Annotated in this window: 18 protein-coding genes and 1 tRNA gene; 9 read left to right on the top strand and 10 right to left on the bottom strand. The window is 65.5% G+C overall.

The genetic code is table 11. The annotated features are described in order from the left end of the window. Positions 1-14 precede the first annotated feature (14 nt). From hadC to rplA, 6 genes are all read left to right on the top strand, one after another. Positions 15-524 carry a (3R)-hydroxyacyl-ACP dehydratase subunit HadC gene (hadC, locus tag ACWEFV_RS19410; protein ID WP_135452799.1) on the top strand — a complete coding sequence of 170 codons (510 nt, stop codon included), beginning with the start codon at positions 15-17 and terminating at the stop codon, positions 522-524. A gap of 177 nt (positions 525-701) precedes the next feature. Next, positions 702-774: transfer RNA gene (locus ACWEFV_RS19405), tRNA-Trp, on the top strand. A gap of 70 nt (positions 775-844) precedes the next feature. Further along, positions 845-1,312: a preprotein translocase subunit SecE gene (secE, locus tag ACWEFV_RS19400; protein WP_450071414.1), complete on the top strand. Its 468-nt coding sequence runs from the start codon at positions 845-847 to the stop codon at positions 1,310-1,312. Between the two features lie 27 nt (positions 1,313-1,339). Further along, complete coding sequence (gene nusG, locus ACWEFV_RS19395) at positions 1,340-2,143, top strand: transcription termination/antitermination protein NusG (protein ID WP_135452801.1); 804 nt, start codon at positions 1,340-1,342, stop codon at positions 2,141-2,143. Between the two features lie 70 nt (positions 2,144-2,213). After that, positions 2,214-2,645, top strand: a complete 432-nt coding sequence (rplK, locus tag ACWEFV_RS19390; RefSeq protein ID WP_450071324.1) for a 50S ribosomal protein L11 — start codon at positions 2,214-2,216, stop codon at positions 2,643-2,645. Positions 2,646-2,718: 73 nt separating this feature from the next. Further along, positions 2,719-3,426, top strand: coding sequence for a 50S ribosomal protein L1 (gene rplA, locus ACWEFV_RS19385; protein ID WP_044516013.1), 708 nt, complete (start codon positions 2,719-2,721; stop codon positions 3,424-3,426). Between the two features lie 73 nt (positions 3,427-3,499). Here the strand turns inward: rplA and ACWEFV_RS19380 are convergent, their stop codons facing one another. The 7 genes from ACWEFV_RS19380 to ACWEFV_RS19350 all read right to left on the bottom strand — a co-directional run bounded on the left by ACWEFV_RS19380 (position 3,500) and on the right by ACWEFV_RS19350 (position 10,972). Continuing rightward, positions 3,500-4,726, bottom strand: coding sequence for an RNA polymerase sigma factor (locus ACWEFV_RS19380; protein WP_450071323.1), 1,227 nt, complete (start codon positions 4,724-4,726; stop codon positions 3,500-3,502). A 6-nt stretch (positions 4,727-4,732) separates the two neighbouring features. Then, positions 4,733-5,428 (bottom strand): YciI family protein, encoded by a 696-nt coding sequence (locus tag ACWEFV_RS19375; protein ID WP_450071322.1) that lies wholly within the window; start codon positions 5,426-5,428, stop codon positions 4,733-4,735. 104 nt (positions 5,429-5,532) lie between these two features. Beyond that, positions 5,533-6,393 carry a cyclopropane mycolic acid synthase family methyltransferase gene (locus tag ACWEFV_RS19370; RefSeq protein WP_450071321.1) on the bottom strand — a complete coding sequence of 287 codons (861 nt, stop codon included), beginning with the start codon at positions 6,391-6,393 and terminating at the stop codon, positions 5,533-5,535. A 184-nt stretch (positions 6,394-6,577) separates the two neighbouring features. After that, the gene (locus ACWEFV_RS19365; protein WP_450071320.1) at positions 6,578-7,456 is read right to left on the bottom strand and encodes a cyclopropane mycolic acid synthase family methyltransferase; all 879 of its coding nucleotides are present in this window, start codon (positions 7,454-7,456) and stop codon (positions 6,578-6,580) included. A 161-nt stretch (positions 7,457-7,617) separates the two neighbouring features. Next, on the bottom strand, positions 7,618-8,535 hold the full coding sequence (locus ACWEFV_RS19360) for an alpha/beta fold hydrolase (protein WP_450071413.1): 918 nt from the start codon (positions 8,533-8,535) through the stop codon (positions 7,618-7,620). A gap of 9 nt (positions 8,536-8,544) precedes the next feature. After that, the gene (locus ACWEFV_RS19355; protein WP_450071319.1) at positions 8,545-9,912 is read right to left on the bottom strand and encodes an ABC1 kinase family protein; all 1,368 of its coding nucleotides are present in this window, start codon (positions 9,910-9,912) and stop codon (positions 8,545-8,547) included. Positions 9,913-9,964: 52 nt separating this feature from the next. Beyond that, positions 9,965-10,972 (bottom strand): oxygenase MpaB family protein, encoded by a 1,008-nt coding sequence (locus ACWEFV_RS19350; RefSeq protein ID WP_450071318.1) that lies wholly within the window; start codon positions 10,970-10,972, stop codon positions 9,965-9,967. A gap of 76 nt (positions 10,973-11,048) precedes the next feature. On the opposite strand from ACWEFV_RS19350, the gene ACWEFV_RS19345 reads away from it, so the two are divergent. Beyond that, complete coding sequence (locus ACWEFV_RS19345) at positions 11,049-11,648, top strand: TetR/AcrR family transcriptional regulator (protein ID WP_135452809.1); 600 nt, start codon at positions 11,049-11,051, stop codon at positions 11,646-11,648. A gap of 13 nt (positions 11,649-11,661) precedes the next feature. On the opposite strand, the gene ACWEFV_RS19340 is transcribed toward ACWEFV_RS19345, so the two are convergent. Together ACWEFV_RS19340 and ACWEFV_RS19335 are read right to left on the bottom strand one after the other, a co-directional pair. Continuing rightward, entirely contained in the window at positions 11,662-12,261 is a 600-nt protein-coding gene (locus tag ACWEFV_RS19340) for a DinB family protein (RefSeq protein WP_135452810.1), read from the bottom strand. Between the two features lie 13 nt (positions 12,262-12,274). After that, positions 12,275-12,802: a DinB family protein gene (locus ACWEFV_RS19335; protein ID WP_450071317.1), complete on the bottom strand. Its 528-nt coding sequence runs from the start codon at positions 12,800-12,802 to the stop codon at positions 12,275-12,277. A 61-nt stretch (positions 12,803-12,863) separates the two neighbouring features. On the opposite strand from ACWEFV_RS19335, the gene ACWEFV_RS19330 reads away from it, so the two are divergent. Further along, a complete protein-coding gene (locus ACWEFV_RS19330; RefSeq protein ID WP_450071316.1) occupies positions 12,864-13,835 on the top strand; it encodes a helix-turn-helix transcriptional regulator in 972 nt (323 codons plus the stop codon). Here the strand turns inward: ACWEFV_RS19330 and ACWEFV_RS19325 are convergent. Further along, on the bottom strand, positions 13,828-14,376 hold the full coding sequence (locus ACWEFV_RS19325; protein WP_135452813.1) for a nucleotidyltransferase family protein: 549 nt from the start codon (positions 14,374-14,376) through the stop codon (positions 13,828-13,830). The genes ACWEFV_RS19330 and ACWEFV_RS19325 overlap by 8 nt on opposite strands. 64 nt (positions 14,377-14,440) lie before the next feature. On the opposite strand from ACWEFV_RS19325, the gene ACWEFV_RS19320 reads away from it, so the two are divergent. Then, complete coding sequence (locus tag ACWEFV_RS19320; protein WP_167857737.1) at positions 14,441-15,193, top strand: endonuclease/exonuclease/phosphatase family protein; 753 nt, start codon at positions 14,441-14,443, stop codon at positions 15,191-15,193. Positions 15,194-15,209: the final 16 nt, after the last annotated feature.

Below are 15,209 nucleotides of genomic sequence, written 5' to 3'. Positions count from 1 at the left end.
GGAGTTCTGGGCCAATGGCACTCAAGGCTGACATCAAGGGAATGGTCTGGAAGTATCCGTATCCGTTCCTGATCGGCCGCGAGCAGATCCGTCAGTACGCCAAGGCTGTCAAGGCCATGGATCCGGCCAGCCACGACGAGGCTGCCGCCGCCGAACTCGGCCATGACGCCCTGGTCGCGCCACTCACCTTCGCCTCAACTCTGGCGCTACTGGTGCAGGAACACTTCTTCCAGAACGTCGACATCGGCATGGAAACCAAGCAGATCGTCCAGGTGGATCAGAAGTTCGTGTACCGCAAGCCGCTCAAGGCCGGCGATCAGCTGCACGCCATCATGGAGGTCACCTCGGTCGAGGAGCGCTTCGGCGCCGACATCGTCGTCACCCACAACGTCTGCACCGACGATGACGGTGCGGTGGTTCTGGAAGCCATCACCACCATGATGGGTCACGATGCCGACGATTCCATCCAGGTGAAGTGGGATCCGGAAACCGGCAAGGTCATGCGGAAGGCCGCCGGGGAGTAGTTGTCATCAATGGGCGCGATTAGTTTCTGGCGCCCACGCCGGGTACACTCGGAACCCGGGGTTTTTCCCATTTCAGCGCGCTGTCCGTCGGCTTGACCATCGAGCGATCGGAGAGCGCGCGAATTGTGTAAGCCTCGGCGCAGTACGGTGACGAAAGCGCCAGCATGTCACCAACAGAGGGGCGTAGCTCAACTGGCAGAGCAGCGGTCTCCAAAACCGCAGGTTGCAGGTTCAAGTCCTGTCGCCCCTGCTCAAACTGAATACTCGACAACGTGTGGACACTGGAAGGTGACCACGCAAACCAGGATGAAAGGCATGCGGTGAGCGACGAGCGCGAAGGTGCCGGCTCCGCAGACGACACTGGAACCGACGCTGGCACCGATACCGGGGCTACGGACACCACCCACGGCCAGACCGCGGTGGTGACCCGGCCGGTGCGCCCGACCGGTAAGCGGACCCGTCGTGGTGCGGCTGATGAGGCCGACAGTGACGAGGCCGCCGAGGGCGACGCGTCGAGCGACGATGTCAAGGCCGACTCGAGTAAGTCGAAGAAAGCCAAGAAGAACGCGAAGGCCAAGAAGAACGGTCCGTCGCGGAACCCGATCATGTTCGTCGTCAACTACCTGCAGCAGGTCGTTGCCGAGTTGCGCAAGGTGATCTGGCCGAACCGCAAGCAGATGGTCAGCTACACCACGGTGGTGCTGGTCTTCCTGGTGTTCATGGTTGCGCTGATCTCCGGCGCCGACCTTGGACTGGCGCGGCTGGTGTCGCTGGTATTCGGCACCTGATCTGGAATTTGAGAGAGGACTGACAACGTGACTACGTTCGACGGCGACGAGACGGTCGCCGACGAGACCGTCGACGGCGTCGAGTCGCAGACCGACGATCTGACCGAGGGCCAGGAGGCCGTCGAGGCCGATACGGTCGACGAGACGGACGCGGCTCCGGCCGAAGAGGCTGCTGCCGACGAGGCTCCTGAGGTCGACGAAGACGAGGACCCGGCAGTCGCGCTCAAGAAGGAGCTGCGACTCAAGCCCGGCGACTGGTATGTCATCCACTCCTACGCCGGTTACGAGAACAAGGTGAAAGCCAACCTCGAGACCCGCGTGCAGAACCTGGACGTCGGTGACTACATCTTCCAGGTCGAGGTGCCCACCGAAGAGGTCACCGAGATCAAGAACGGCCAGCGCAAGCAGGTCAACCGCAAGGTGCTGCCGGGTTACATCCTGGTGCGCATGGAGCTCAACGACGAGTCGTGGGGTGCGGTGCGCAACACGCCGGGCGTCACCGGCTTCGTCGGTGCCACCTCGCGTCCGTCGCCTCTGTCGCTGAACGACGTGGTGAAGTTCCTGCTGCCGCAGGGCGCGGCCAAGAAGCCCGCCAAGTCCAGCGCCGCCGCCGCGGCCGGTGCCAGCACCGAGGCCACCCTGGAGCGCCCCGAGATCCTGGTCGATTTCGAGGTCGGCGAGTCCGTCACCGTCATGGATGGCCCGTTCGCGACGCTGCCCGCCTCCATCAGCGAGGTCAATGCCGAGCAGCAGAAGCTCAAGGTGCTGGTCTCCATCTTCGGCCGCGAGACACCAGTCGAGCTGACCTTCACCCAGGTCTCCAAGATTTAGTCGCCACAGCGGCTAGTAACAAAGGGCGTTCACGCGCCCTTGGATGAGCAAGTAAAGGAACACCAGAAGCATGGCCCCGAAGAAGAAAAAGGTCGCCGGGCTCATCAAGCTGCAGATCCAGGCCGGGCAGGCCAACCCCGCCCCGCCGGTCGGTCCTGCACTTGGCCAGCACGGCGTCAACATCATGGAGTTCTGCAAGGCGTACAACGCTGCGACCGAGTCGCAGCGCGGGAACGTCATCCCCGTGGAGATCACCGTCTACGAGGACCGCACCTTCAGTTTCGCCCTGAAGACCCCGCCCGCCGCCAGGCTGCTGCTCAAGGCCGCCGGTGTGCCCAAGGGCTCGGGCGAGCCGCACAAGACCAAGGTCGCCAAGGTGACCTGGGACCAGGTGCGCGAGATCGCTGAGACCAAGAAGGCCGATCTCAACGCCAACGACATCGACGCCGCCGCGAAGATCATCGCCGGCACCGCCCGCTCCATGGGCATCACGGTCGAATAGCGAAGCGCATCCCCAGTGGGAGGGCTGGCATCGGCCCGCACCACGACTCCAAGAACACGATTGGATTTCACAAATGAGCAAGAACAGCAAGGCATACCGCGAAGCCGCGGAGAAGGTCGATCGGGACAAGCTCTACACCCCGCTTGAGGCCGCGAAGCTGGCCAAGGAGACCTCCTCCAAGAAGCAGGACGCCACCGTCGAGGTCGCCATCCGCCTCGGCGTCGACCCCCGCAAGGCTGACCAGATGGTCCGCGGCACCGTCAACCTGCCCCACGGCACCGGTAAGACCGCCCGCGTCGCCGTGTTCGCCGTCGGTGAGAAGGCCGAGCAGGCACTGGCCGCCGGCGCCGACGTCGTCGGCAGCGACGACCTGATCGAGAAGATCCAGGGCGGTTTCCTGGACTTCGACGCCGCGATCGCCACCCCGGATCAGATGGCCAAGGTCGGTCGGATCGCCCGCGTGCTGGGCCCGCGCGGTCTGATGCCGAACCCCAAGACCGGCACCGTCACCCCCGATGTCACCAAGGCTGTGGCCGACATCAAGGGCGGCAAGATCAACTTCCGCGTCGACAAGCAGGCCAACCTGCACTTCGTGATCGGTAAGGCGTCCTTCGACGAGGCCAAGCTGGCCGAGAACTACGGCGCCGCCCTCGACGAGGTGCTGCGTGCCAAGCCGTCGTCCTCGAAGGGTCGTTACCTCAAGAAGGTGACCGTCTCCACCACCACGGGCCCGGGTATCCCGGTCGACCCGTCGGTGACCCGGAACTTCACCGAGGCGTAATTTTCTCTGCGCGAGCAGACACAAAAGTGCCCCAGATCTACGGATTTGGGGCACTTTTGCGTCTGCTCGGCAATCAAGGGTTGGCGCATTCAGCGAGCCGACGCCGCAGGAAGACCTGCGCCGGCTCGGAACCGGCGGCTTCACCGTCAAGTGCGATGCGGTACCAGCGCCGGGCCTCTTCGAAGCGGCCCGCCCGGCGCAGCAGATCCGCACGGATCGGTGCCACCGCATTGGTCCGGGCCAGCCGCGGATCGCCGGCCACCTCGTCGAGGGCGGCCAGCCCGGCCGCGAAGCCGTCGCGAAAGCCAACGGCGAGTGCGCGATTGGCTCGAACGACGGGCGAGTCCGTCATCGCGACCAATTGGTCGTAAGCCAGACAGATGGTGGCCCAGTCGGTGTGTTGCCAGGTGGGCGCGGTGGCATGCAGCGCCGCGATCACCGCTTGCGGAAGGTACGTGCCGGATGCTCCCTCGGCCAACCGCAACTGCTCCAGACCCCGCGCGATACGCCCCCGATCCCAATGGCTACGGTCCTGCTCATCCAGCGGGATCAACGCACCGCCCTCGTCCACCCGGGTACGGCGGCGCGAATCATGCAGCAGCACAAGGGCGGAGAGCGCGTGCGCGTCCCGGTTGCCGGGCATCAACGCGCACAGTTCACCCGCCAGCCGCACCCCCTCGTCGCACAGCTCGTCGCGGATCGCCGACGGCCCACCGGTCGACCAGTAGCCCTCGGTGAACACCGAATAGATACAGCCGAGTACGTGCGGCGTGCGCTCCTCCAGAAGCTCCGGCGGCGGAACCCGCAGCGGGATGTTGGCATTGCGAATCTTGTTCTTGGCGCGAGTGATCCGTTGCCCGACCGCGGTGTCGGATTGCAGCAGGGCGCGGGCGATCTCGGTGACGGTGAGCCCCGAGATGAGCCGCAGTGTCAGGGCCAGCTGCGAGCTGCGGTCCAGCGCGGGATGAGCGCAGGTGAACATCATCCGCAGCTCGTCATCGCGCACCGGGTGCAGCTCCCCGTCACCGCCCGACGCGTTCACCTCCTCGTACACCGCTGCGAGTTCCTTTCCGGGACGGGCAGATTCACGCCGTAACCGGTCCAATGCCCGATTGCGGGCCACCGTGGTCAGCCACGCACCGGGATTGGCGGGCACGCCGTCGGCCGGCCATACCCGCAGTGCCTGCGCACAGGCCTCCTGGACGGCGTCCTCGGCCACCGAGAGATCGCCCGACCACCGTGCGAGCGCGGCAACGGCCGGGCCCCACTCGCGCCGAAAGACGCCGTCCAGCTGGATCATCGGCGACTACAGGCCGGAAACCCCGGCCAACTGGCGGACCTCGATGGCTGACGCCGGAATCATCGACGCCAGCTTGACCGCTTCGTCGCGATCGGCGGCCCGCAGCACATAGAAGCCGTTGGCCACCTCGGCCCCTTCGATGTACGGCCCGTCGGTCAGCACCACCTTACCGTCGCGCACCCGCACGGTGGTTGCGGTCGACGGCGGATGCAGCGGCGCCCCGGCAAGGGTCTTGTCGCCGATGGTCTTGGCGAGTTCGCCGTGCTTGGCCGCCTGCTGGTTCCACTCGTCGGTGCCCGGCGTGTTGACGTCCTCGGGCGGCTCCAAGAGCAATGCCAGCCAATCGTTGCCCAGCGGCTGTTCGGGCGCTTGCCAATGGACCATCGGCCACACCTCGACCGCACCGAACTGGGCGACTGGGATGTCGCGGGCCAACGCAAGGGCCTCATCGAGATTGTCGGCCTCGAACACGTAGTAGCCGCACGCCACCTCGGCGCCCTCGGCGAACGGGCCGTCGGTGATCGTCGGATTGTCCGGCCCACCGGTGATGCGGGTGGCGGCGGCGGGCTTGTCCAGCGCGTCGCCCGCCCGGATCGCCGCTGCCGCTTTGGCGTGGAAAGCCTGGAACGCGGCCATGCCCTCGGCCCGCTCGTCGGGTGCGAGTTCCACGTCTCGACTGATCAGTAGTGCGAAGTAATGCATCGTCGTCTCCCGGTGTCAGCGAGTGAGAACCGTCTGTTCCACTCTCTACCTATTCGACGAACGACGGTGCCGGGATGCGACAGGCCGCGCGAGATTGCTTCCGACTACTTCTGCAGCGTGAACTGATGGACGCTGATGTGACCCGAGGCGAAGTACTTCTGGCAGCCGTTGAGGTACTTGTCGTAGCGGTCGTAGACCTCTTGACCCTGGATCGAAATGGCCTGGTCCTTGTGGGCTTCGAGCGCGTCGGCCCAGATCTTGAGCGTCCGGACGTAGTGCGGCCCGATCTCCTGCAGCTGGGTGACCTTGAACCCGGCTTCGGTCGCTCGTTCCTCCTCCATCGACACCGAGGGCAGCCGGCCGCCGGGGAAGATCTCGGTCATGATGAACCGGGCGAACCGGGCGTCTTCGAACGTCATGTGCAGGCCGAGCTTCTGGCCTTGGCGAAGGTCGAATCCCGTGATGTTGTGCAGCAACATGGTGCCGTCGTCGGGCAGCGAGTTGTAGGCCGTCTCGAAGAACGCCGGATAACGCTCGAATCCGAAATGCTCGAAGGCGCCGATCGACACGATGCGGTCGACTTTGTCGTCGAATTCTTCCCAGCCCTGCAGGCGAACTTCGACATTGCGGTCGGTGGACACCTTGGAGAGCTTTTCGATGGCGTATTCACGCTGCTCGCCACTCAGTGTCAGACCGATGACATTGACGTCGTACTTCTCGATTGCCCGCGCCATGCACGCGCCCCAGCCGCAGCCGATGTCCAGCAGCGTCATCCCCGGTTCGAGGCCCAGCTTGCCCAGCGCCAGATCGAACTTCGCGATCTGGGCCTCGTCGCCGGTCATGTCCTCGCGCTCGAAATAGCCGCACGTATAACCCATCGTGGGGCCTAGAAACAGTTCGTAGAATTCATTGGAAATGTCGTAGATCGACTGGAGTTCTTCATATTTCGGTGTCAATTTGGACATATTCGATATGCTCCAAGCTGTAGAGTTCTCCCCGCGAATCTTAGGGTACCGCAGGTCACTACCGCGGGCCTGTTGTCGCCACTGTCAATCAATTTCGTCGGCAAACAAATTTTGCCTGATACGCGATAATTTGTCGGTCGGTGCCTGCGGAAATGCACCGGCTGCGCTTCGTTAGCGAAGGAAATTAAGCGGCGACATGCAGGGTGAACTGGTTGACGTCGATGTACCCGGTCCGGAAGCTGCTCGCGCAACCCGTCAGGTAGCGCATGTACCGGTCGTAGACCTCCTGCGATTGGATCGCGACGGCCTCCTCGCGGCGTTCCTCCAAGTTGGCTGCCCAGATGTCGAGGGTGCGCGCATAGTGCGACTGCAGCGACTGCCGCCGGGTGAGGGTGAACGCGGCCCGCGCGGAGTGCTCCTCGACCATCTCGATCGACGGCAGTCGCCCACCGGGGAAGATCTCGGTCACCATGAACTTGACGAACCGGGCGAATTCGAACGACAACGGCATCCCGCGGTCGATGATCTGCTGTGGTTTCAATCCGGTGATCGTGTGCAGAAGCATCACGCCGTCGGCGGGCAGGGCGTCGTGGGCGAAGCGGAAGAAGTCGTCATAGCGGTCGTGGCCGAAATGTTCGAACGCGCCGATCGAGACGATGCGATCCACCGGCTCGTCGAACTCTTCCCAGCCCGCCAGTAGCACCCGCTTGGTGCGTGGGCTGTCGGATTCGTCGAACAGCTGTCGCACGTAGGTCGCCTGGTTCCGGCTGAGCGTGAGGCCGACGACGTTGACGTCGTAGCGTTCGATCGCGCGCATAACCGTTGCGCCCCAACCGCATCCGACGTCGAGCAGGGTCATCCCCGGTCGGAGGCCGAGCTTGCCCAACGCGAGGTCGACCTTCGCCAACTGGGCTTCCTGCAGCGACATGTCGTCGCGTTCGAAGTACGCGCAGCTGTATGTCCTGGTCGGATCCAGGAACAGGGCGAAGAAATCGTCGGACAGGTCGTAATGGGCTTGTACATCGTCGAAATGGGGTTTGAGTTGCTCCGGTTGTTTTGCCATGCGGCACCTATCGGGAGGAGGCCCACTGGCGAGAGCTGCGCTATGCCACTTCTTGACCTAGCCGCCCCCCCAGGCTGCTTCCAGTGAAGCGTAGAGGCAGTTCGGCCAGCTACCGAGCTTTCCGGTGCCCGGCAAAGCAATTAACGTTGAAGATGCAGAGATCAGGTGGCAATGGCGAAGTTCGTCTTGAGCTCGCCGACGATCTCGTCCCACACGGGTTCGGGGAGCTCATGGCCCATGCCGTCGATCAACACGAGGCGGGCACCGGCGATCGCGCGGGCCACCGCACGGCCCCCGAACGGGCGCATCAGCCGGTCTGAGCGACCGTGGATCACCACGGTCGGCACACTGATCCGCTTGTCGTGGTGGCGCAGGCTGCCGCTGCCGAGGATGGCATCGAAATGCCTGGCGATCCCGGCCGGGTAGTAGGCGCGGTCGTACAGCTCGGCGGCCTGGGCCCTGATCTCCTCCTCCGGAGTCGGATAGCCGGGGCTGCCGTTGATCCTGCTGATCCGAACGGCGTTGTCGATGATGGCTTCTCGCGATGAACTGGCGGGCGGGCCGGTGATCACCGACAGCAGCTGCTTGATGCCGGGCGGCGGCAGCAGCGGCTGGTTGTTGCTGGAGAAGATCACCGCCAGTGTCCTGGTGCGCTGTGCGTACCGGGAGGCGAACACCTGGGCGATCATCCCGCCCATCGAGCCGCCGACGATGTGGGCGGTGTCGATGTTGAGGTGATCGAGCAGGGCGGCAGCATCATCTGCGACATCTTCGAGCGTGTAGACCGACGGGCTGCGCAGGCCCAGAAACGACCGGGCCATCCGCAGCGGCAGCGGGGAGTCCACCCGCTTGCCGGACAGCTTCGTGGACAGGCCGACGTCGCGGTTATCGTACCGGATGACCCGCAAACCCTGGTTGACCAGCTTTTCGCAGAAACCTGTGCGCCACAACAGCATCTGTGCGCCCAAACCCATGATCAGCAGCACGGCCGGATCGTTCGGGTCACCCATGTCCTCGTAGTAGACGTCGACGTCGCCGGGTTCGGCGGACGACTTGGCGAACCCGGTCCGCACCCTCATCCCGGCCACTCAGGCCTCGTTCCCGTCGGCATTGTCTTTGTGTTCGCGGCCGATATCCACCATGAAGTTCGCGAAGTACCCGGTGAGCTGGGGGTCGTTCATCATCTGCCACTTCGGCGCCAGCAGCTTCATGTAGCGCTCGACATAGAGGAACTGCTTGCCGATGAGCACCAGTTCGCGTGGCAGTTTGACGTCGTAGGCATCCGCCAGTGCCGAGAGCTGCTTGCCGATTTCGGCGTAGGACATATCGCCGAGCGACTTCATCGTGAGGGGGGTAGCGAACTTCTCCAGGTCCTTGGCGGCCTCCGCCTCGGGTTTCACCGTTCCCACGGCCCCCATCAGCACCACGATCTTGCCCGCTGCCGCATGATCCTTCTTGACCAGCAGGGCAAACACGAGCTCGCGCAACAACCATCGGGTACGCGGGTCGATGCGGCCCATGATGCCGAAGTCGAAGAACACGATCTTGCCGTCGTCGTCGACGTAGAGGTTGCCCGCGTGCAGATCGCCGTGGAACAGGCCGTGTTTGAGGCCGCCCTCGAACACGCTGAACAACAGGGCCTTGACCAGCTCGGTGCCGTCGAAGCCCTTCTTGCGGATCGCGGCCACGTCGTCGATACGGACCCCGGTGACCCGCTCCATCGTCAGCACCCGCGGGCTGGTCAGGTCCCAATACACCTGCGGTACCCGGATGTTCTCGCCCAGCGGAGAGGCGTGCATGTGTGACACCCAGGCGTCCATCGACTGGGCCTCCAGCCGGAAGTCGAGCTCCTCGGCGAGATTGTCGGCGAAGTCGGCGACCACGTCCTGCGCCGACAGCCGGCGGCCCAGCTTGGCCAGCTCCACCAGTTGGGCGCCACGCTTGAGGATCTGCAGGTCCGCGGCGACGCGGCGGCGGATCCCCGGGCGCTGGATCTTGACCACCACCTCCTCGCCAGTGTGCAGCGTGGCGAAGTGCACCTGCGCGATCGAGGCGGAGGCGAACGGCTTCTCGTCGAAACTCTTGAACAGGTTCGTCGGCTCGTCGCCGAGTTCCTCGACGAACAGCCTGTGCACCTCATCGGTGTCGGCCGGCGGCACCCGGTCGAGCAGGCTGCGGAATTCGCGGCTCAGCGGCTCACCGAAGGCGCCGGGGCTGGACGCAATGATCTGGCCGAACTTGACGTACGTGGGACCCAGATCAGAGAAGGTCTGCGGCACCTGCTTGATGATCTTCTGCTGCAGCGACCCTTTGCCGAACATGTTGGCGGCGACCCGGACTCCGGTGCGGGTGATTTGCCATCCGGTGGCCCCGATCCGGGCGGCCTCCACGGGCAACGGCACCCGACTCAACCTGGCGACCTCGCGGTGCTTGGTTTTCGGCGGCGTAGTGCTCATAGCTGCAGTGTCTCAAAGGCCACCGTGCGCCCGAAAACATCTGTGCCGTGAGTCACACCGACGCAAACCTTTCTTCGATCTCTTCGCGGCTCAGAACCGGGTCGCTCCCGGGTAGGTAAGTGGGCTCGGTATGAGGGATGGTGGTGCCTGCGGCGACGCGTTTCTGCGCTGCCCGGAACTCCAAGGTGGGGCCCGCCGCGGTGTGTAGTCCATTGATGATCGACCACACCATGGCGCGCCGGCCCGCGCGCTCGATCGGGTTCGGATCGGTGTGCCCGATCAGCTGTTTGGCCCACTTCGGCATGGTGTCACGGATCGCCCAGTCCACGGCGCTCTGTGGCATCGGCAGGTTGGGGCCGGTGGCCATCGCGGCCCCGTGGGTGAGCGCCAACTTGGGCAGGTAGGAGTGTAGGCAGTCCAGCGTCTCGGCCTTGGTTTCCGGCAGGTCGGTGCCACCCAACGCATGTCCGACGCGGATGAACTCCTGGTAGTAGCGGTCAAGTTTCTTACCGCGTAACGGGTTCGGATGGTAGATCTCGTGCGCGGTGGCCAGCCCCCACACCACGGTCGCGTAATTCCAGCGCAGCCAGTCCGGATCGTCGGCGTCATAGGCCGCGCCGTCGGGGCGGGTGCCCTTGATGGTGTGGTGCATGGCGCGCACGGTCTTGGCCACCCGTTCGGCGGTTTCGGTATTGCCGTAGGCGGTGCCGATGAAGAACGCGATGGAGTGGCCCAGTCGCACCGCTGCGCCCTGCGGGTCGATCTGAGGTACTCCGGCCCCGGTTGCATCGCCGTTTTCGTCGCGCTTGACCAGGCGCGAATGGTGCATGCCCATCCAGTAGATCGATGGATCGAGGCGCTCGATGTAGGCCGCGCACTGCAGACCGAAGATCAACGCCTCGGTGTGGGAGTGGACATGCCAGACGGCGCTGCCCGGGCCGAACCAGCCCGGATCGCCTGCCGGCCCGGCGAACTCCATGCCACGGAAGTAGTGCTGACGAATGTCCTTGTCGAACTTCCGCTGCAGCATCTGCTCGAGCACCTGGTGCGGCATGTCCACCGTGGACCCCCTTCTGGTTACGTCCGTAGCCAGAATACATTTTGGGTACGGGTGTGACCAGACTTAGGCTGAGGGAATGTCCAGTCCTACGCGATGGGCCGGCGTGCCGCTGACGGACCGCCGTGCCGAACGTCGCGCACTGCTCGTCGACGCGGCGTTCCGGCTGTTCGGGGACGGTGGGGAAGCCGCGACCTCGGTGCGCTCGGTCTGCCGCGAATGCGGCCTCAACACCCGCTACTTCTACGAGAGCTTCGCTGACACCGACGACCTGCTCGGTGCGGTGTACGACCAGGTGAACGCGGCCCTGGCGGCCGATGTCGACGCCGCGATGGCCGGGGCTGGAGATTCAGTGCCGGCCCGAACCCGGGCCGGAATCGCCGCCGTACTGGGCTTCAGTTCGGCCGACCCGCGTCGGGGCCGGGTGCTGTTCACCGACGCCAGGGCCAACCCGGTGCTGGCCGCGCGACGCGCGGCCACCCAGGACCTGTTGCGCGAGGCCGTGCTGTCCGAGGGTGGCCGGCTCAATCCGGGTTCGGACCCGGTCGCCGCCCAGGTCGGCGCGGCCATGTACACGGGGGCGATGGCCGAGCTTGCCCAGCAGTGGCTGGGCGGGAACCTGGGCGACGACCTTGAGGCCGTGGTGGATTACGCGCTACGGCTGGTCCTGGGCCGCTGATTGCTCAGATCCATCAGACTTCGGCGGGCCGCCAGCGCTTGATCCACTCGGTCTCGGGCCACTGCTCCTCGGCGGCCAGCAATTCGTACATCGTTGCGCGGTCGATGGATTCGCGGATGATGTCGGCATGCCCGGCGTGCCGGCAGAGTTCCTCGATCAGGTGCATGGCCACCCACCGCACCGACCAGTGGTCGACGTCTTGGGGGAACCACGGCACGTCATGGGGGACCGGGACCGCGGTGTCCAGATCCCGTTCGGCGAATACCCGCAGCGTCTCGGCATTCTGGGCCTTGAACGCCTCGAGTAGACCGGCGAGGGTCTCGTCGTCACGCATGACGTGCAGATCGGCGTAGTCGGCCGCCTGTTCCTCGAACGGACGGGGATCCGGCGGCGGGAACTGCGGTGCATACTCGGCGCGGTCGGCCCAGCCCTTCTGTACGGCGGTGACGTGCTTGATCAGACCGCCGACCGACAGCGCGCTGACCGACGGGGTTGACCGCGCCTGCTCATCGGTGAGGCCGTGCGCCACCGCTAAGAAGGCGTTCTGCTGAAAGGCGACGAAATCGATCAGGGTCTGACGTTCGTCGCCGGCGGGTGGGGGCATTCCTGGCATGGCTCAGTTCTCCTCAGCTGTTGTGGGTCGTTTGGTTGGAGTGCACGTAAAGGTCACGGATGCAGGCGATTTCGGCGCCGTGGTGGATTACCTCCCGGTTGATGTGCAGAACAAGTACGGCCATCGGCTCATCGCCGTAGTGCCCCTCCGCGGGCCCGCACGGCTTCTTCAGGTCATCGTCGTCGAGGCTTCTGACCCCGTCGATCCAATGTCGGTAGGCGTCGTCGAGTTGTTTCAGGGCCGTGGCCGCATCGGTGGCGTAAGGCCAGGACTCGTAGTCAGCCGGCGGCCCGCCGAAGTGCGAGTGGTTGCGCATCGCGAACACCCCGACGATCACGTGCGCCAGGCGCCACGCCATGGTGGTGAACGGTTCCGGTTGTGGCGGTGGATAACTGAAGTCGACAGCGCCGTCGGGGTGAACAGTCCAGCAGTCTTTGACCGGTGCCCAGAAGTACTCGTCGTCGGTCAGGCCGTCCAGACGCGGCCTGAGTTGATGGGTCCAATGGAAGTCCAGTTGGTCGGCGAGGAGGTTTGTCCACATAGGACTACCGTTTCATGCATATAGGACAGATTCGGTCCTAAAAGTGCGGCACACTTCTTGCATGGCCGTGAGCACTGAAACCACCGGCCGCGTACTGCAGCTTCTCGGACTGTTGCAGTCGCGCCGGGCCTGGACGGGTGAGGAACTGGCTGACCGCCTCGGCGTCACCACGCGCAGCGTCCGCCGTGACATCGAGCGGCTGCGCGAACTCGGATACCCCGTCCACGCCAGCAAGGGCCAGGGCGGGGGCTATCAACTCGGCGCCGGTGCGGCGCTGCCGCCGCTGCTGCTCGACCCCGACGAGGCCGTCGCGATGGCCGTCTGTCTGCGGCTGGCCGCCGGCGGAAGCGTCGCAGGCGTCGGCGAAGCCGCACTGCGGGCGCTGTCCAAACTCGACCAGGTCATGCCCGCGCGATTGCGTTCGCAGGTCTCGGCGGTGCACGACGCGACCGTCACCCTGGCCCCCAACTCGTCGGACGCGCCCGTGGAACCCGAGGTGCTGATGACCCTGGCCCGGGCCTGCCGCGACCACGAACACGTCAGCGCCGACTACACCGACATCCGCGGCAATCACACCCAGCGGCGGTTGGAGCCCTATCAACTGGTGACCACCGGACGGCGCTGGTACCTCATGACCTATGACCGTGACCGCGAAGACTGGCGCAGCCTGCGGCTGGACCGGATGTCGGCGGTGGCGGCCCGCGGCAGCACGTTCGTGCCACGCGAGGCTCCGGACGCGGCCGACTACGTGCGCCGCTCGATCAGCGCCTCGCCGTACCGCTACAGCGCCCGGGTCCGCTACCACGCCCCGCAAGAGGTTGTGGCACAAAAGTTTCCACCGGCATCAGCCACCGTCGAGGCCGACGGACCCGACGCCTGCATCGTCACCGCGGGCGCCGACGACTCCGAACGCATGGTGCTGTACTTCGCCACCGTGGGCTACGACTTCGAGGTGCTCGAACCACCCGAGGTGGCGACGGCCGTCAGTGCTGTTGCCGCCCGCCTGCACGCCGCCTCGCAGCGGACTACGTGATGCCGAGCCGGTCGACGAGCTCCAGGAACGCGGCGGCGAAGTCGTTGTCGGCTGTCGTGACCCGCACCGCATCCCAGTCGACCTGCTCGCGCACCGCACGGGCCGCCGGCAACAGCGCCGCGAAGTCGCAGTGGTGTTCGTTGAGCGACAACAGCTTCTCCGACACCACCAGAGTCGGCGGCAGGACCGGCATCCGGATCGCCAGCACGTCGAGCACCTCGGCGGATCGCAGCGTCGCCGCGTCCACCGAGGCCCCGTTGAGTTGGTAGAGCACGTCGACCAGGACGTCATCGTCGGGATAGGCCTTGAACAACCAGTCCTCGGGGACGTGCACGATCTGAAACCCGGCTTTGCGCAACGTCACCTCGGCCGCCTCGGCGTCGGCCTCCGCGACCACGAAATCGACGTCGTGCACGGGTTCGGGCGCGCCGTAGACCCACAGCGCGTAGCTGCCGGCGAGCGCGAACTGCGGCCCGTGCGCCTTGAACGCCGCCGCGGCGCGCTTCAGTGCGTCACGAAGGGCGTCGTTGCGGTCGAGCATGTGTGATCCCGGGTCTGTCGGGCGCCGATGGTGGAGCCGGCGCGGTTGTGGGTACTGAGTACCCATGCGGCTGGCGACTTTCAACATCCTGCACGGGCGCAGTGTCCACGACGGCGACGTCGACCTGGGCAGATTGGCTGCCGCGGTGGCCGAACTCGACGCCGACATCCTCGCTCTGCAGGAAGTCGACCTGGATCAGCCGCGCTCGGGCAAGGCGGACCTGACCGCCGTGGCCGCTGACGCGATGAACGCCGTGCACCACCGGTTCGTCGCCGCGATCTCCGGAACACCCGGTGCCACCTGGATGGCCGCCACCGGCCGCGAACAACCCGGCACCGCCGCCTACGGCATCGCCCTGCTCACCCGGTACCCGGTCGAGAACTGGCAGGTGTTGCGGCTCCCGCGGATACCGGTCCGGTTCCCGATGTACGTCTCGGGGATCCGCCGGTTCCGGATCGTCCACGAAGAACCCCGGGCCGCGATGGTGGCCCGCGTCGATACGCCACTCGGCGCGATCTCGGTGGCCAATACCCACCTGTCGTTCGTGCCGGGGTGGAACCGGGTGCAACTGCGGCATCTCGTGCGGGATCTGGGTGGCTTCCCGGGCCCGAGGATTCTCATGGGGGACCTGAACTCGGGCGCGCCGGAGCACTGGCGGCCGCTCGGGGCCGCCCCGACGTTTCCTGCCGACACGCCGACCACGCAACTCGACCACATCCTCACCGACGACCCCACGCTGGCCGCTGCCGCATACGCTGCGCCGCACTTACCGATTTCGGATCATCGGGCGCTGGTCGTCGACATTTCGGTGCCTTGACGTCGTAGGGTTTTGC

This window comes from Mycobacterium sp. NPDC004974, assembly GCF_053600815.1.
The sequence above is the reverse complement of the archived record's forward strand: the minus strand, read 5'-3'. Positions and strand labels throughout refer to the sequence as shown.

Excerpts from the sequence above, each read along its gene's own strand:
- ACWEFV_RS19370 (WP_450071321.1), bottom strand. The coding sequence starts at position 6,393 with ATGTCCAAATTGACACCGAAATATGAAGAACTCCAGTCGATCTACGAC.
- ACWEFV_RS19335 (WP_450071317.1), bottom strand. The coding sequence starts at position 12,802 with ATGTGGACAAACCTCCTCGCCGACCAACTGGACTTCCATTGGACCCAT.
- ACWEFV_RS19360 (WP_450071413.1), bottom strand. The coding sequence starts at position 8,535 with ATGAGGGTGCGGACCGGGTTCGCCAAGTCGTCCGCCGAACCCGGCGAC.
- ACWEFV_RS19340 (WP_135452810.1), bottom strand. The coding sequence starts at position 12,261 with ATGCCAGGAATGCCCCCACCCGCCGGCGACGAACGTCAGACCCTGATC.
- rplA (WP_044516013.1), top strand. The coding sequence starts at position 2,719 with ATGAGCAAGAACAGCAAGGCATACCGCGAAGCCGCGGAGAAGGTCGAT.
- ACWEFV_RS19325 (WP_135452813.1), bottom strand. The coding sequence starts at position 14,376 with ATGCTCGACCGCAACGACGCCCTTCGTGACGCACTGAAGCGCGCCGCG.
- ACWEFV_RS19345 (WP_135452809.1), top strand. The coding sequence starts at position 11,049 with ATGTCCAGTCCTACGCGATGGGCCGGCGTGCCGCTGACGGACCGCCGT.
- ACWEFV_RS19365 (WP_450071320.1), bottom strand. The coding sequence starts at position 7,456 with ATGGCAAAACAACCGGAGCAACTCAAACCCCATTTCGACGATGTACAA.
- ACWEFV_RS19375 (WP_450071322.1), bottom strand. The coding sequence starts at position 5,428 with ATGCATTACTTCGCACTACTGATCAGTCGAGACGTGGAACTCGCACCC.
- ACWEFV_RS19320 (WP_167857737.1), top strand. The coding sequence starts at position 14,441 with ATGCGGCTGGCGACTTTCAACATCCTGCACGGGCGCAGTGTCCACGAC.
- ACWEFV_RS19330 (WP_450071316.1), top strand. The coding sequence starts at position 12,864 with ATGGCCGTGAGCACTGAAACCACCGGCCGCGTACTGCAGCTTCTCGGA.
- ACWEFV_RS19380 (WP_450071323.1), bottom strand. The coding sequence starts at position 4,726 with ATGATCCAGCTGGACGGCGTCTTTCGGCGCGAGTGGGGCCCGGCCGTT.
- rplK (WP_450071324.1), top strand. The coding sequence starts at position 2,214 with ATGGCCCCGAAGAAGAAAAAGGTCGCCGGGCTCATCAAGCTGCAGATC.
- hadC (WP_135452799.1), top strand. The coding sequence starts at position 15 with ATGGCACTCAAGGCTGACATCAAGGGAATGGTCTGGAAGTATCCGTAT.
- ACWEFV_RS19355 (WP_450071319.1), bottom strand. The coding sequence starts at position 9,912 with ATGAGCACTACGCCGCCGAAAACCAAGCACCGCGAGGTCGCCAGGTTG.